This is a genomic window from Phenylobacterium sp. LjRoot225, from assembly GCF_964252855.1.
Classification (GTDB): Bacteria; Pseudomonadota; Alphaproteobacteria; order Caulobacterales; family Caulobacteraceae; genus Phenylobacterium.
The window spans coordinates 622,514-637,414 of record NZ_CAXUPL020000004.1 but is presented as its reverse complement, the minus strand read 5'-3'; the positions used below and the strand labels follow the sequence as shown (position 1 = coordinate 637,414).

Below are 14,901 nucleotides of genomic sequence, written 5' to 3'. Positions count from 1 at the left end.
CCGGAGTTTGAGGGATAGGCCGGCGACGGCGCGTAGGCCCGACATCCTCTGCTGGAGACCCTAGATGACCCGCACGCTCGCCGCCCTTGCAGGCCTCGCCGCCCTGGCTCTCGCCAGCCAGGCCTCGGCCCACGCCCATCTCACCGCCGCGAGCCCGGCGGCGGACGCCACCGTGGCCGCCCCCAAGCAGCTGACCCTGCAGTTCAGCGAGAAGCTTCAGCCGAACTTCTCCGGCCTGACCGTGACCATGCCGCAGATGAACGACACGGCGACGCCGGTGAAGGTGACGGTCTCGAAGGACAAGATGGGCCTGGTCGCCACGCCGACGGCGCCGCTGTCGCCCGGCCTCTACAAGGTCAACTGGCATGCGGTGACCTCCGACACCCACCGCATAACGGGCGCCTACACCTTCACGGTGCGCTGAGGCCATGGAGGCGGCCGTCGTCCTCACCCGGCTGGCCGCCTTCGCGGCGGGCGTGACCCTGTTCGGCGCGCCGCTGTTCGTTCTCTACAGCCTGCCCAGGGACGCCGACGGGCCCAGCGGGCTCCGGCCGATCCTGATCGTCGCCGCCTTGCTGACCGTGCTGGCCGCCGCTGTCGGCCTGGTGGTGCAGACCGGGCAGATGGCGGGCGACCCGAAGGCCGGCCTCGACCCGGCGACCCTGCTTGGTGTGCTGGCCGGCGGCGGCTTCGGGATTTCCATGGCGGCCCGCATCGCCGCGGGGCTGCTGGCCGTCGTCCCGCTGATCCTGCTTCGCGCCAGACGGACCCTCTGGGGCCTGACCGCGGCGCTGGGCGCGCTCAGCCTCGCCGCCAACGCCTGGAGCGGACATGGCGGCGCCGACGAGGGCGCGGCCGGCGTCGTCCATGCTCTGGCCGATGTCATCCACCTGCTCTCGGCCGGGGTCTGGCTGGGCGCCCTGGCCGCCCTGCTGATGCTGCTGAGCCGGCGCGCGCCCTCGTCCGGCGCCGTCGCCGACCTCCACCGCGCCTTGAAGGGATTTTCCGGCGTCGGCTCCGCCGCGGTCGCCGTGATCGTCGCCAGTGGTCTCGCGAACAGCTGGTTCCTGATCGGACCGCAGCACCTTAGGGACTTCGCCGCCTCGCTCTGGGGACAGCTGCTGCTGGTCAAGCTGGCCCTGTTCGCCGCCATGCTGGGGTTCGCCGCACTGAACCGGTTCCGCCTCACGCCCCGGCTGGAGGCGGCGCTCGCCGGCGACCCGCGGGCGGCGCTGGGCGACCTGCGCCGCAGCCTCCTGCTCGAGACCGGAGCCGGCCTGGCGGTGCTGGCCCTGGTCGCCGTCCTGGGCCGCCTGGCGCCGCCGATCTCCGGCTGAGGGATCCGGCCGGTCTGCGGCGTAACCTTCCTGAACGCCGAATGGAGATCGCCAGATGAAGCTCGTTCTCGCCGCCCTCGTCACCCTCGTCGCCGCGCCTGCCTTCGCCCAATCGACGGGGGATCACGCGATGGGGGACCACGCGATGGGCTCCATGCCCGGAAAGACCAGCGAGGCCGCCAAGACCGTCGAAGGCGTCGGCCAGATCAAGTCGATCGACGCCAAGACCGGCTCGGTGAGCCTGCACCACGGGCCGATCGCCAGCCTCGGCTGGCCGGCCATGACCATGAGCTTCAAGGCGACGCCTGAGGTCTTGAAGACCGCCAAGGCCGGCCAGACGGTGAAGTTCACCCTGCAGCCGGCGGACAACCTGCTCGTCGCCATCCAGCCCCAGTGACCGGCCAGCCGCCGATCGGCGACGGCGAAGCTTACCCGCGGCCAGCGGCGGTGCTTATACTCGCCGGCGATCCGCGCAGGACCTCTCAGACATGAGCACAGACCTCGACGATTGGTTCGCACAGCTGGCGACGGCGCCGGCGGACCGTGGGCTGGACGGGCTTGAAGCCGAGATCGGCCGCGACATCGCCGCCCGGCGCCGGGACGCGCGCACGATCCAGGCGCTTGGGCCGATCCGTCTGGCCGCCGTCGCCCTCGCCCTCGTCGTCGGGGTCGGCGCAGGCGGCGTGGCCGGGCTGGCGACGATCCGCACCGCGCCGCCGGCCGGGGCCTTCGCCGCGGCGACCCAGTTTGCCCCCTCCACATTGCTGGACGGCGCCGGATGAGCCTGGCGCGGAGCATCGCGCTGACCCTGGTGCTGTCGCTGGTCCTGGGCGGGCTGGGCGCCTGGGCCGGCGCCGAATACGTCATGCGCCGCATGCATCCCGCCGCGCCGCTGCACGAGCTGGTTCACGAAAAACTGCGCCTGACCCCGGAACAGCATCGCCGCATCGAGGCTCTGGAGGCGCGCCATGCGATCCGGCGCCAGGAGCTGCAGATCGAGATGCGCGCCGCCAACGCCGACCTCTCTCGCGCCATCGAGGCGCGGCACGCCTACACGCCGCAGGTGCAGACGGCGGTGGACCGCTTCCACCACGCCATGGGCGCGCTGCAGAAGGAGACCATCCTTCATGTGCTGGCGATGCGTGCGGAACTCACGCCCCAGCAGGCGGCTCAGTTTGACGCCACCGTCGCCAAGTCGCTGACCGAAGCCGCCCCGTGACCTTCGACGCCGAGGCGTCCGACAACGACCTGGCGCGCCGTGCGGCCGCCGGAGAAGACCGGGCGTTCGCAGAGCTCGTGCGCCGGCACAAGGACGGCCTCTACCGACTGCTGCGCCGCTACACCGGCGATCCCGACGACGCCTACGAGGCCGCGCACGAGGCCTTCATCGCCGCCTGGAGCGCGCTCGGCCGCTATGATCCGGACCGCCCCTTCGGCGCCTGGCTGAGGGTGATCGCCATCAACAAGGCGCGCGACCGCGGCCGCCGCGCCCTGGTGCGCCGGATCCTGTTCGGCGCCCGGCCGATCGAGGAGAGCGAGGCCATGGAGGCGGCCGATCCGGCGCAACCCGCCGACCTGGCCCTGATCGCCCGCCAGCGCACCCAGGCCCTCGACCGGGCCATCGCCGCCCTGCCGCCGCAGCTGAAGGCGCCCCTGCTGCTCACCGCCTTCGACGGCTTCTCGCAACAGGAGGCCGCAGAGATCCTCGACGTCAGCACAAAGACCGTCGAGATGCGGGTCTACCGCGCCCGCAAGCTGCTCGCAGAACGCCTCCCCCCGGAGCTGCGCCCCGCCTCCGCCTGACCCCGGCTGGTCGCAGCATCTTCTGCGCTTTGGGAGGCCTGAAGAGCGCCGTCACCCTGCGCGCCGAGCCCATCGAGCATCCTGTTCCGCGCCGTTGCGGCAAACTGCTCCGGTGGGTCCGGAGCATGGCGTGCGGCGCAAGAGATCGTGGCTGTGGGGACTCGCCAGCGTCCTTCTTTTCAGCGGCCTCGCCCAAGGCGCCGATGCTGAGCCGGCGGCGCAGGTCACTGCGGCGATCAATCTCGACACCTGGCGCAATCTGCAGGGCGGCCTGCGCCGCGACGCCTTCAGCCTGGCGAACGCCCAGCTCGGCCTGGAGCTCGACGCCGAGGGCGCCGTCGGATGGCGCGGCGGCGCGATCCTGGTGTCGGCCATCGTCACCGCCAGGCCCTCCGCGCCGGGGGATGTGGTCGGCGACCTGCATGGCCTCGACAACAAGGACGCCCAGAGCGGCGCGCGTCTCCTGGAGGCCTGGGCGCGGCAGGCCTTTCCCGGCGGCTACGCCAAGGCCGGCTCGATCGACCTGAACACCGAGTTCAGCGTCAACCGCACCGGCGTCCTGTTCATCAACGGCGCCCAGGGGCTGGGACTGGAGACCGCCCAGCTGGGCTGGGGCGGCCCCTCCGTCTATCCGCGTCCCCGCGCGGGCCTCATGGGCGCGCTCGAAGGCCGCCGGACCTGGAAGCTCGGCCTCTTCGCCGGCGCGCGAGAAGCCGACCCCGCGCTTCGCCGGGGACAGCCCTGGCTCGCCATCCTGGAGGCCAGCCAGGAGACGGGCGCCGGCGGCCGCGTCAGCCTGGGGCTCTGGCGCCACTCCGCCCATTTCGGCAGCGTGCTGGCGCCGGTGAGCCGCCACCCTGGGGTCGGCGGATATCTGTTGGTCGAGCATCCGCTCTGGCGCGGCGCGCGACGCCGGTTGGACGGCTTCGCCCGCCTCGGACTCGCCGATGCGAAGACCCAGCAGGTCGCCAGCGACCTCAACCTCGGCCTGGTGCTGGCCCGTCCCTTCACCGACCGCGCCGGCGAGGCGCTGGGTCTCGCCGTGTTGAGCTCGGCGAACGGCGACCATTTCCGCCGCGCCCACGCCCACGAACGTCCAGCCCGGCGAGAGACGGTGGTGGAGGCGACCTGGCGGCTGCCGATCGGCGACCGGCTCGCCCTGCAGCCGGACGTGCAATACGTGATCCGGCCGGGCGCGCTCCGCGGCGTGGGCCACGCCCTGGTGGTCGGCCTGCGGCTCGAGGGGGTCTGGAGCGGCGGGCTGTAGCCTCAGGCGGAGAGCCGCTGCTCCGTGAGCGCCACGTGCCAGGCGGTCCCATAGGGGATCACCGCGTCATTGAAGTCGTAGCGCGGGTGATGCAGCGGCACGGTTTCGCCCTCGCCGCCCTGCCCCAGCCAGGCGTAGGCGCCCTCCTTGGCCTGCAGCATGAAGGCGAAGTCCTCGGAGGTGAAGGCCGGCTCCGGCGCGACGCCGGCGTGACAGCAGGCGCATTTGCCCGCCGCCAGGGCGTGGGCCGCCGCCTGCGGATGGTTGATGGTCGCCGGGTAGTAGCGGTCGTAGCGCACCTGGACCGCGACGCCGAAGCTGGCGGCGACGCCCTGCGACATGGCCCGCAGGCTCTCCTCGATCTTGTCCTGCACCGGCGGAACGAAGCTGCGCACCGTGCCCACGACGGAGACTGCGGGCGGCAGCACATTGTGCGCGTGGCCGCCGTGGATCTGGGTCACCGAGAGCACCGCCGAGGAGGTCGGCGGGATGCGGCGCGAGACGATGGTGTTCAGCTGGCCGACCAGTTCGCTGGCCGCCAGGATGGCGTCGGGCGTCTGGTGGGGCATGGCGGCGTGTCCGCCGCGCCCGGTCAGGGTGATCTCGAACTTGTCTGCCGCCGCCATGATCGGGCCCGGCCGGGTCTCCAGCGTTCCCGCCGGCAGGTCCGGCCAGTTGTGCAGCGCATAGACCTCGTCGGCCGGGCACAGCTCGAAGAGGCCCGCCTCGATCATCGCGCGCGCGCCGCCGAGGCCTTCCTCGGCCGGCTGGAAGATGAAGCTGACGGTCCCGTCGAACCGGCGCGTGCGCGTCAGATGCTGGGCCGCGCCCAGCAGCATGGCCACATGTCCGTCGTGGCCGCAGCCGTGGAAGACCCCGGCCTTGCAGCTGGCGTAGGCGAGCCCGGTCTGCTCCTCGATCGACAGGGCGTCCATGTCGGCGCGCAGCGCCAGCTTGCGCTCGGACCCGCCGTTGCGCAGGACGCCCACAACGCCGGTCCCGCCGACGCCGGCGTGCACCTCCAGCCCGAGGTCGGTCAGGGCTTCGGCGATCTTCGCCGCGGTGCGGTGCTCGGCGAAGCCCAGCTCCGGATTGCGGTGCAGGTCGCGCCGGAAGGCGACCAGCGGGTCGATCAGGTCCGCCAGCTCGGCGTGCCGCCGCTCCATCGCCCGGTCGCCCATCCTAGAGCTTCTCGCCGAAGAGCTTCTGCATCGGGTAGTAGGTTTTCACGAACGGCGATTTGATGACGATGTAGCTGAAGTATTTCTCGATCCCGAGATTGCCTTCCAGCAGGCTCTCGATCAGCGACTGGTAGTGGCCGAGGCCCGGCGTGACGAACTTCAGCAGGTAGTCGTAGCCGCCGCTGACCAGGTGGCATTCCATGATCTCGTCGATCGTGCGGATCTTGGATTCGAAGCGGACGAAGTCGCTGCTGCGGTGGTCCTCCAGCGTCACCTCGGTGAAGACGGTGATGAACTCGCCCAGCTTCTGGAGATTGATCTGGGCGCCATAGCCGACGATGTAGCCCGACTGCTCGAGCCGCTTGACCCGCGTCAGGCAGGGACTGGGCGACAGGCCGACGGCGTCGGCGAGCTCGACGTTGGTGATCCGCCCGCTCTTCTGCAGTTGCGCGAGGATCTTCAGGTCGATCCGGTCAAGCTTCGGAGCGTTGAACATTCAGCCGCGGACCTCTCGCCTTCCTCCGCCTGGCGGACCGGAGACCGAGGCCCCCGCCGCCAACGTCCAAAAATCCAGACCGGCCGTCACGCCAGGGCTGCGCGAATGTCAGCCTGTTCGAGCAGATCGTCGAGAGTCTTGGCGATCCGCTCGAAGATCATATCCATTTCCGCCTCGCTGCAGCAGAGCGCCGGCGCCAGACCGATGGTCCCATCGCCGAAGGCGCGGAAGATCACCCCGTTGTCGTAGGCCTGCTGGAACAGCCGTTCGGGCAGGCGCAGGGCCGCGTCGAACGCCCGCTTCGTCGACTTGTCGGCGACCAGCTCCAGCGCCCCCAGCAGTCCCCGCCCACGGGCTTCGCCGACCATCGGATGTTGCGACAGCCGCTCCAGCCCCGCCGTGAACCGGCCGGTCACGGCCTGGCCGTTCGCGAGGATCCCGCCGTCCGTATAGAGCCGCAGCACCTCGAGGCCGACGGCGGCGCTGACCGGATGGCCGGAGTAGGTGAAGCCGTGGCCGATCGGCGCGTCCGGCGCGGCGCCGTCCGCCAGGCCGTCGTAGATCTCCTCGGACATCAGCACCGCGCCCATCGGGGCATAGCCGGCGGTCAGGCCCTTGGCGACGGTCATGAGGTCGGGCGAGACGCCCTCGGCCTCGCAGGCGAACATCGGTCCGGTCCGTCCGAAGCCGGTGATCACCTCGTCGGCGACAAACAGGACACCCAACTCGCGGCAGGTCTCGGCCATCGCCTTCAGCCAGCCGACCGGGGGAACGATCACCCCGCCCGAACCCTGGACCGGCTCGCAGAAGAAGGCCGCGACCGTGTCGGCCCCCAACTCGGCGACCTTCTCGCGAAGCGCCGCGACCGAGGCCTGGATCAGGGCCGCAGGATCGTCGCCCGCCGGGCTGCGGTAGCCGTAGGGCGAGGGGATGTGGTGCTGCCAGCGCAGGGGGACGTCGAAACTGCGGTGGAAGACCGGAAGCGCCGTCAGGCCCGAGCCCATGCTCGAGGAGCCGTGGTAGCCCTTCTCCAGGGCGATGAACTGCTTCTTCTGCGGCTTACCGATCGCGTTGAAGTAGTGGACGATGTAGCGGATCGCCGAGTCCACCGCGTCCGACCCGCCCAGGGTGAAATAAACCCGGGTCAGGCCGTCGGGCGCCAGCTCGACCAGCCGCTCGGCCAGCCGGATCGCCGGTTCGCTGCCGAAGCCGAAATAGCCGGTGGCGTAGGGCAGCTTGCGCATCTGCTCGACCGCCGCCTCGACCACGCTCTCCTGGCCGTAGCCGATGTTGACGCACCACAGGCCGGCGAAGGCGTCGAGCAGTTCGCGCCCGTCGGCGTCGGTGAGCCACATGCCGCGGCCCGACTCCAGCACCGTCACGCCGCGCGCCTCGTGGGCGCGGAAGGCGCTCACCGGATGGATCAGTCGCCGCCGGTCGATCTCGACCAGGTCCAGGTTCGTCTTGGCCGCAGCGGTGGACATCGACATTACGCCATCCCTCTTTCCGGCAGAAGGCTAGGGGATCGTCCCGGCGGGGTGCGGCCGTGCTTGCCGATCTATCGGGCCAAGATGGTGTTTTCGTACCTGCCACGGCAGAAAATGCTTCAAGCCTGCAGGGCCTCGGCGACGGCCTTGCCGCACGACTCGGTGCCCGCCTGCCCCTTCAGGTCGCGCGTCCGCAGACCCGGTTCGGCCAGAACGGTCTCGATCGCCGTCATGATCGCCGCGGCCGCCTGCGCCTCGCCGAAATGCTCCAGCATCATCGCCGCCGACCAGATCTGGCCCACCGGATTGGCGATCCCCTGGCCGGCGATATCCGGCGCCGAGCCGTGCACCGGCTCGAACAGGGAGGGCGAGGTGCGCTCCGGATTGATGTTGCCGGACGGCGCCACGCCGATGGTCCCGGTGCAGGCGGGACCCAGGTCCGACAGGATGTCGCCGAACAGGTTGGAGGCCACCACCACGTCAAAGCGGTCCGGGTTCAGCACGAACTGCGCCGTCAGGATGTCGATGTGGTACTTGTCCCAGGCGACCCCCGGATACTCGGCCGCGATCGCCTCCACCCGCGCGTCCCAGAAGGGCATGGTGATGGAGATGCCGTTCGACTTGGTGGCCGAGGTCAGCTTGGCCCGCGGCCGGCGCGCGGCCAGCTCGAAGGCGTAGCGCAGCACCCGGTCGACGCCGAACCGGGTCATCACCGTCTCCTGGATGACCACCTCGCGGTCCGTGCCGGCGAACATGTGGCCGCCGATCGAGGAGTATTCGCCCTCGGTGTTCTCGCGCACCACCCAGAAGTCGATGCTGCCCGGCTCGCGGCCCGCCAGCGGCGACGGGACGCCCGGCATGAGCCGCGCCGGGCGCAGGTTGACGTACTGGTCGTACTCCCGCCGGAACTGCAGCAGCGAGCCCCACAGCGAGATGTGGTCCGGCACCGTGTCCGGCCAGCCGACCGCCCCGAAGAAGATGGCGTCGACGTCGCCGATGCGGGTCTTCCAGTCCTCCGGCATCATCTGGCCATGGCGGGCGTAGTAGTCGCAGGAGGCGAACTCGTGCCACTGCTGCTCGACGGTGAAGCCGAACAGCTGCGCCGCGCGCTCCAGGACGCGGATCCCCTCGGGCATCACTTCCTTGCCGATCCCGTCGCCGGGGATCACGGCGATCCGGTAGGCGCGCTCTGTCATCTGCTCATCGCTCCGAAAGCTTCAGGCCGCCGATGTGGAAGGCCTTGGATTCGAGATATTCCTCGAGCCCATCGTGGCCGCCTTCGCGGCCGAGACCGGACTGTTTGACCCCGCCGAAGGGGGCCACCTCCATGGCCACGGACCCGGTGTTCAGGGCTACGATCCCGGCCTCGAGCTTCTCGGCCACCCGCCAGGCGCGGTGCAGGTTCTCGGTGTAGAAATAGCTGGCCAGGCCGAAGGGTGTGGCGTTGGCGAGCTCGATCGCCTCGACCTCGTCGCGGAAGCGGAACAGCGGGGCGACCGGGCCGAAGGTCTCCTCCTCCGCCAGCCGCATCTCGCGCGTCGCGCCGGTCAGCACCACGGGGGCGACGAAGCGGGTCGGATCGGCCGCGCTGTCGGCCTGGGCGAAGACTGTCGCGCCCTTGCTGAGCGCATCCTCGACATGCTGCCGCGCCTTGCCGACCGAGGCCGCATTGATCAGCGGGCCGACCGTAACGCCAGGCGTCGCGCCCGGCCCCACCTTCAGCGCCCTGACCGCCACCGCGAGCTTCTCGGCGAAGGCGTCGTGGACGCCGGACTGCACTAGGATGCGGTTGGCGCAGACGCAGGTCTGGCCGGCGTTGCGGAACTTGCTGACCATCGCCGCCTCGACGGCGAGGTCGAGGTCGGCGTCGTCGAAGACGATCAATGGCGAATTGCCGCCGAGCTCCAGGCTGAGCCGCTTGATGGTGTCGGCGCACTGCCGCATCAGCAGCGACCCCACCCGGGTCGAGCCGGTGAACGACAGGGTGCGCACCACCGGGTTGGCGGTCAGCTCCGCGCCGATCGCCTCGGGTCGGCCGGTGACGATGTTGATCACCCCGGCCGGCACGCCCGCGCGTTCGGCGAGTCTGACCAGAGCCAGAGCCACGAAGGGGGTCAGGTCCGAGGGCTTCACCACCACCGTGCAGCCGGCCGCCAGCGCCGGGGCGCACTTGCGGGTGATCATCGCCGCGGGGAAGTTCCACGGGGTGATCGCCGCGGCGACGCCGATCGGCTCTTTCAACACAACGATCCGGCGGTCGCGGGTCGGGGCCGGGATGGTGCAGCCGTTCGCCCGGCGACCTTCCTCCGCGAACCATTTGATGAAGGTGGCGGCGTAGCGGATCTCGCCCGCCGCCTCAGCCAGGGGCTTGCCCTGTTCAGCAGTCATGATGGCGGCGAGATCGGCGACGTTCTCCAGCACCAGGGCGTGCCAGCGCTCGAGGATGGCGCCGCGGTCTTCGGCGGTGCGCGCGCGCCAGGCCGGGAACGCCGCCGCCGCGGCGTCGATCGCCGCGCGGGTGTCGGCGCCGTCCATGTCCGGCGTCGAACCAAGGGTCGCGCCGGTCGCCGGGTCCTCGACCTCGATGGTCCGGCCGGAAGCCGCAGCCACCCACTCGCCCGCCACGTAGGCGCGCGGGATCAGGAGGTCGGGGTCTTTGAGCTGCAAGGAAGTCATCTCGAAACAATCCGGACGGCGGCGGCTCAGCCGAGCGCCTGGCTGACGATGGCGAAGGTGGCGGCCCCGCCCGGGAGCTCCGGCGGCGTCCCGCGGACCATGGTGACGACCCGGTCGACGGACTCCAGGCCCAGGTGGACCAGCCAGTCGGTCAGGCCGCAGTCGCCCGGCACGTCCACGCGGATGAACATGCCGAGATTGGCGCCGGCCCAATGGGAGATCAGGGTGCGCGCGCCTTCCCGGTCCGGGGCGATCACCGGGCCGACTACATAGCCGCGTCCGAAGCGCCGGAAGAGCGCAAAGCCGGCGGCTTCGCCGTCGCGGTCGAGCACCACGCCCTGGGCTTGTTTGATCAGTTCGGCGAACAGGGCGCCGCGCTGGAGGCCGCTGGCCCGCTGGTCGAGAGCGACGATCCGCGCCTCGTCGTTCACCCCCATCGGGCGCACGCGCTCGCCGGGCCGCAGGCGCGGCATGGGCTGGGTGAAGACGGCGCCCTGGTGCTGGTGGATGGAGCCCACGGGCGTGAAGCCCTGGCTCTTGTAGAGGGCCAGACCGTCCTGGGTGGCGTTGAGCTGGATGGCGCGCGGCGCTAGGCGGCGCATCATAGCGTCCATCAGCTTGCGGCCCATCCCCTGGCCCCGCAGCGTCTTGCTGACGATGACCATGCCCAGGGTGGCGATCTCCGGGCCATGGGGGAAGCCCATCACCGTGCCGACGACCTCGCCGGCCTGTTCGGCGACCAGGCCTTCGCCGACCCGCAGCATAAGCTCCCAGTCCTCGAGACGGTGCGGCCAGTTGGCGGCCTTCGACAGCGCTTGCGCGCCGGCCAGGTCCTGCGGCGTCATCTCACGCAGCTGCACCTCGGCCTCCGCCCCCATCTGCATCGCGCCTGCTCCTCCAACCCGGGTCTCGCGCCGCAATCTAGACTGCGGCTGCAAGCATTCGCTGCCGCCCTCGGCCCGGAAACGGAAGCTTATCGCGTGCTCGGCGGCCCTGCGCGGCGGAGACGCCGGACCCTCATCCCGCGCTCGTCGCCTGCAGCCGGACCGCCTGAGCGGCCCGAAGTTCGGCCTCCGTCCGATGGCACAGGGCCTCCGAACCGTGGCTGAGCCGAAGACGCGGCGGCGGCGTGCGATCGCAGACGCCGCGTACCGAGACCGGGCACCGGGCCAGGAACGCACAAAGCCTCGGATCAGCGTCCGCGGCGTGCGGCGGCGCGTCGCGCTCGCGAGCGCGGGCCTGTTCCAGCCAGCCCCGCCGCATCTCCGGCACCGAGGCCAGCAGGAGGTCGCCGTAGGGATGGTGCGGCGGCTGGGCGAAGGCGCTCGCCGGCCCATGCTCCACCTGCCGCCCGGCGTAGAGGACGCTGACCTCGTCGCAGATCGCCCGCACGGTCGCCAGGTCGTGGCTGATGAACATCACCGCCACCCCGAGCTCCCGGCGAAGCTCGGCGATCAGCTCCAGGATGGCGGCGGCCACCACGGTGTCGAGGGCGGAGGTGACCTCGTCGCAGAGGATCAGGTCGGGCTGGGCGGCGAGCGCCCGGGCGAGGTTGATGCGCTGCTTCTGGCCGCCGGACAGCTCCGCGGTGCGTCGGTCGGCGAGCGCGGCGGGCAGCCGGATCAGGTCCAGCAGCTCCAGCACGCGCCGGTCCTGATCCTGGCGTCCGCCCAGGCCATAGAGCGCCATCGGCCGCTGCAGCACCTGGCGCACCGTCTGGGCCGGATTGAGCGCGGTGTCGGCGTTCTGGAAGACGATCTGGATGCGCCGCAGCTGGTCGCGGGTTCGCGCCGCCAGCCCGGCCGGCAGCGTCTCGCCGTTCAGCAGCACGCGGCCCTGGGCCGCCGGCAACAGCCCCGCGACGACCCGGGCCAGCGTCGACTTGCCGGAGCCGGATTCGCCGATCACCCCGACCGTCGCGCCGCGGCGGATGCAAAGGTCGATGTCGTGCAGGATCAGGTTGCGCGGCAGGACATGGATGTCCGTCGCGCCGTAGCCGGCCCACACCCCGCGCACCTCCAGCACCGGGGCGGCGGAGAGGTCGGCCGCGCCTTGGGTCGGGACCCGCGGCCGCGCCGCCGCCATCAGGGTCTTGGTGTAGTCGTCCTCGGGCGCATCCAGCACCTGCTCGGTCGCGCCCATCTCGCGCACCGCGCCCTGCTTCAGCACGACGATGCGGTCGGCCATCTGGGCCACCACGGCCAGGTCGTGGGAGACGTAGACGGCCGTCGCGCCGCGCTCGCGGACCACTCGCTTGAAGACCCGGAGCGCCTCGATCTGGGTGGTGACGTCGAGCGCCGTCGTCGGCTCGTCGAGGATCACCAGGGCGGGATCGGTGATCAGCGCCATGGCCGCCATCAGCCGCTGCAGCTGGCCACCGGACACCTGGTGCGGATAGCGGCGGCCGATGGTCTCCGGCGACGGCAGGGCCAGTTCGCGGAACAGCTCGACGGCCTTGTCGCGCGCCGCCCGCCGGCTCATCAGCCCGTGGGCGACGGCGGGCTCGATCACCTGCTCCAGGATGGTCTTGGCCGGGTTGAAGGCGGCCGCCGCGCTCTGGGCGATATAGGCGACCCGCGCGCCGCGGAAGGCCGCAAGCTCGGCCTGGCTCAACGCCAGCACGTCCTCATCGGCGACCCGCACCGAGCCCGAAATCTCGCACCCTCCGCGGGCGTAGCCCATCAGGGCGAGCGCGATCGTCGTCTTGCCCGAGCCGGACTCCCCGATCAGGGCCAGCACCTCGCCCCTGGCCAGGGTGAAGCTGACGTCGCGGACGATCGTCGCCCCGCCGTCCGGCGCGCAGACGTTCAGGCCGCAGACGTTGACCAGATCGCTCATCGGACGCCCTTCCCGCGACGCCGGCGGCCGCCGAAGCCGTCGATCAGCAGGTTGACGCTGATGGTCAGGGTGGCGATGGCCACCGCCGGCAGCACCACCGCGGGCGCGCCGTCGCCGAGCCCCGAGGTGTTCTCGCGCACCAGCGAGCCCAGGTCGGCGTGCGGCGGCTGAACCCCCAGGCCCAGGAAGCTCAGCCCGCTCAGCAGCAGCACCACGAAGACGAACCGGAGCCCGAAGTCCGCCAGCAGCGGCCGGATCATGTTCGGCAGGATTTCGCGGCAGGCGATGTGCGAGCGGCCCTCGCCCCGGGCGCGGGCGACCTGGACATAGTCCATCTGCCCGAGGCTGACGGCGATCGAGCGGGCGATCCGGTAGGCGCCCGGCGTATAGGTCACCGCCGCGATCAGCAGCAGCAGCGGGATCGACGAGCCGAAGGCCGCCACCATCACCAGGGCCAGCACCTTGCTGGGAATGGAGATGAAGGCGTCCATCAGCCGGCTCATCAGCTCGTCGAGCGCGCGGCGGCTGACCGCGGCGGTCAGCGCCAGGGTCGCGCCGGTGGTGCTGGCCAGCAGGGCCGCGGCCAGCGACAGGCCGACGGTGTAGCGGGCCCCGCTCAGCATGCGGCTCAGCACGTCGCGGCCCAGATAGTCGCTTCCCAGCAGGTTGCGGGCGCTGAAGCCTTCGAACACGTCATCGGCGACGATGGCGCCCACCGGATGCGGCGCGAGCAGCGGCCCGAACAGGCCCACCAGCACCCAGAAGACCACCACGACGGCGCCGATGCGCGCGCTGAGCGGCAGGCAGCGCCAATGGCGGGCCCAACCGGCGGAGTCGCCCACGGCGGCGGAGCTGGCGATCTCGCTCATGCCTGTCGCAGCCTCGGATTGCTGAGGATGGCGCAGATGTCGGCGATCAGCACCAGGGCGAGGTAGGCGGCGCAGAAGATCATGGCGCAGGTCTGCAGCAGCGGCATGTCGCGGCTGGTCACCGCGTCCACCATCAGGCTGGCGATGCCCGGATAGTTGAAGATGGTCTCGACGATGATCGCCCCGCCCAGCAGGTAGGACAGGCTGAGCGCGATGGCGTTGGCGATCGGGCCCGCGGCGTTCGGCAGGGCGTGGACCAGCACCACGCGGACGCGGCTCAGCCCCTTCAGCGTCGCCATCTCCACATAGGGCTGCTGCAGCTGGTCGATCACCGCGGCCCGGGTCATCCGCGCCATCTGGGCGATGACCACGAAGGCCAGGGTGGCGACCGGCAGGGCGTAGGCTCGAAACAGATCCAGCGGGGTGGGCGCCTCCGGGATCAGGGTGATCGACGGCAGCCAGCGCAGCTTCACGGCGAACAGCAGCACGCCCAGGGTGGCGATCAGGAACTCCGGCGCCGCCACCATCGACAGCGTCAGCAGGCTTAACCCCCGGTCCAGCGCCGAGTCCTTGCGCATGGCGGCGGCCACGCCGATGGCCAGCGCGATCGGCGTCGCGACCAGGGCGGTCAGGCCGGCCAGGAACAGCGACTTGGGCAGGCGGTTGGCGATCAGGGTTCGCACCGGCAGGTCGCTCGACATGGAAAGGCCGGGATCGCCGGTCACCAACCCGCCCAGCCAGTGCAGGTAGCGGGCCGGCGCCGGCTCGTTCAGTCCGAGCTCGGCCCGCAACGCCGCCACGGCTTCCGGCGTCGCGCTCTGGCCGAGGGTCTCGGAGGCGGCGTCGCCCGGCAGCAGCGAGCTGATGGTGAAGACGATCACCGAGACCAGCAGCAGGGTCAGCGCCGCGGCGCCCAGGCGTTTGAGGACTAGCTGGAGCGTGGTCAT

16 protein-coding genes are annotated in these 14,901 nt (G+C 71.1%); 7 read left to right on the top strand and 9 right to left on the bottom strand.

Translation table 11 applies throughout. The features are described 5' to 3' along the window. The first annotated feature begins 64 nt into the window (after nt 1-64). The 7 genes from copC (at nt 65) to ACSQ2B_RS23110 (ending at nt 4,407) form a co-directional block, all read left to right on the top strand. Nucleotides 65-424: a copper homeostasis periplasmic binding protein CopC gene (gene copC / locus ACSQ2B_RS23140; protein ID WP_436053626.1), complete on the top strand. Its 360-nt coding sequence runs from the start codon at nt 65-67 to the stop codon at nt 422-424. A 4-nt stretch (nt 425-428) separates the two neighbouring features. Further along, nucleotides 429-1,337 carry a copper homeostasis membrane protein CopD gene (gene copD, locus ACSQ2B_RS23135; RefSeq protein WP_436053625.1) on the top strand — a complete coding sequence of 303 codons (909 nt, stop codon included), beginning with the start codon at nt 429-431 and terminating at the stop codon, nt 1,335-1,337. Between the two features lie 55 nt (nt 1,338-1,392). Next, nucleotides 1,393-1,734: a copper-binding protein gene (locus ACSQ2B_RS23130; protein ID WP_436053624.1), complete on the top strand. Its 342-nt coding sequence runs from the start codon at nt 1,393-1,395 to the stop codon at nt 1,732-1,734. A gap of 91 nt (nt 1,735-1,825) precedes the next feature. Continuing rightward, entirely contained in the window at nt 1,826-2,119 is a 294-nt protein-coding gene (locus tag ACSQ2B_RS23125) for a hypothetical protein (protein ID WP_436053623.1), read from the top strand. Continuing rightward, nucleotides 2,116-2,556, top strand: a complete 441-nt coding sequence (locus tag ACSQ2B_RS23120) for a Spy/CpxP family protein refolding chaperone (protein WP_436053621.1) — start codon at nt 2,116-2,118, stop codon at nt 2,554-2,556. Before ACSQ2B_RS23125 ends, ACSQ2B_RS23120 begins: the two co-directional genes overlap by 4 nt. Continuing rightward, nucleotides 2,553-3,140, top strand: coding sequence for an RNA polymerase sigma factor (locus ACSQ2B_RS23115; RefSeq protein WP_436053620.1), 588 nt, complete (start codon nt 2,553-2,555; stop codon nt 3,138-3,140). Before ACSQ2B_RS23120 ends, ACSQ2B_RS23115 begins: the two co-directional genes overlap by 4 nt. A 130-nt stretch (nt 3,141-3,270) precedes the next feature. Further along, the gene (locus tag ACSQ2B_RS23110; protein ID WP_436053618.1) at nt 3,271-4,407 is read left to right on the top strand and encodes a carbohydrate porin; all 1,137 of its coding nucleotides are present in this window, start codon (nt 3,271-3,273) and stop codon (nt 4,405-4,407) included. Nucleotides 4,408-4,409: 2 nt separating this feature from the next. Here ACSQ2B_RS23110 and ACSQ2B_RS23105 read toward each other — a convergent pair whose 3' ends face one another. The 9 genes from ACSQ2B_RS23105 to ACSQ2B_RS23065 form a co-directional block, all read right to left on the bottom strand. Further along, nucleotides 4,410-5,588: a M20 aminoacylase family protein gene (locus tag ACSQ2B_RS23105; RefSeq protein ID WP_436053617.1), complete on the bottom strand. Its 1,179-nt coding sequence runs from the start codon at nt 5,586-5,588 to the stop codon at nt 4,410-4,412. A 1-nt stretch (nt 5,589) separates the two neighbouring features. After that, on the bottom strand, nt 5,590-6,084 hold the full coding sequence (locus tag ACSQ2B_RS23100) for an Lrp/AsnC family transcriptional regulator (RefSeq protein WP_436053616.1): 495 nt from the start codon (nt 6,082-6,084) through the stop codon (nt 5,590-5,592). 86 nt (nt 6,085-6,170) lie between these two features. Then, complete coding sequence (locus ACSQ2B_RS23095; protein ID WP_436053615.1) at nt 6,171-7,574, bottom strand: aspartate aminotransferase family protein; 1,404 nt, start codon at nt 7,572-7,574, stop codon at nt 6,171-6,173. A gap of 116 nt (nt 7,575-7,690) precedes the next feature. Next, nucleotides 7,691-8,767 carry a tartrate dehydrogenase gene (locus tag ACSQ2B_RS23090; protein ID WP_436053614.1) on the bottom strand — a complete coding sequence of 359 codons (1,077 nt, stop codon included), beginning with the start codon at nt 8,765-8,767 and terminating at the stop codon, nt 7,691-7,693. Between the two features lie 4 nt (nt 8,768-8,771). Beyond that, nucleotides 8,772-10,247 carry an NAD-dependent succinate-semialdehyde dehydrogenase gene (locus tag ACSQ2B_RS23085; protein ID WP_436053613.1) on the bottom strand — a complete coding sequence of 492 codons (1,476 nt, stop codon included), beginning with the start codon at nt 10,245-10,247 and terminating at the stop codon, nt 8,772-8,774. 26 nt (nt 10,248-10,273) lie between these two features. After that, on the bottom strand, nt 10,274-11,131 hold the full coding sequence (locus ACSQ2B_RS23080; protein ID WP_436053612.1) for a GNAT family N-acetyltransferase: 858 nt from the start codon (nt 11,129-11,131) through the stop codon (nt 10,274-10,276). Nucleotides 11,132-11,264: 133 nt separating this feature from the next. Continuing rightward, complete coding sequence (locus tag ACSQ2B_RS23075; RefSeq protein ID WP_436053611.1) at nt 11,265-13,085, bottom strand: ABC transporter ATP-binding protein; 1,821 nt, start codon at nt 13,083-13,085, stop codon at nt 11,265-11,267. Next, complete coding sequence (locus tag ACSQ2B_RS23070) at nt 13,082-13,954, bottom strand: ABC transporter permease (protein ID WP_436053610.1); 873 nt, start codon at nt 13,952-13,954, stop codon at nt 13,082-13,084. The genes ACSQ2B_RS23075 and ACSQ2B_RS23070 overlap by 4 nt, the downstream gene beginning before the upstream one ends. Next, nucleotides 13,951-14,901: an ABC transporter permease gene (locus ACSQ2B_RS23065; protein WP_436053609.1), complete on the bottom strand. Its 951-nt coding sequence runs from the start codon at nt 14,899-14,901 to the stop codon at nt 13,951-13,953. The genes ACSQ2B_RS23070 and ACSQ2B_RS23065 overlap by 4 nt, the downstream gene beginning before the upstream one ends.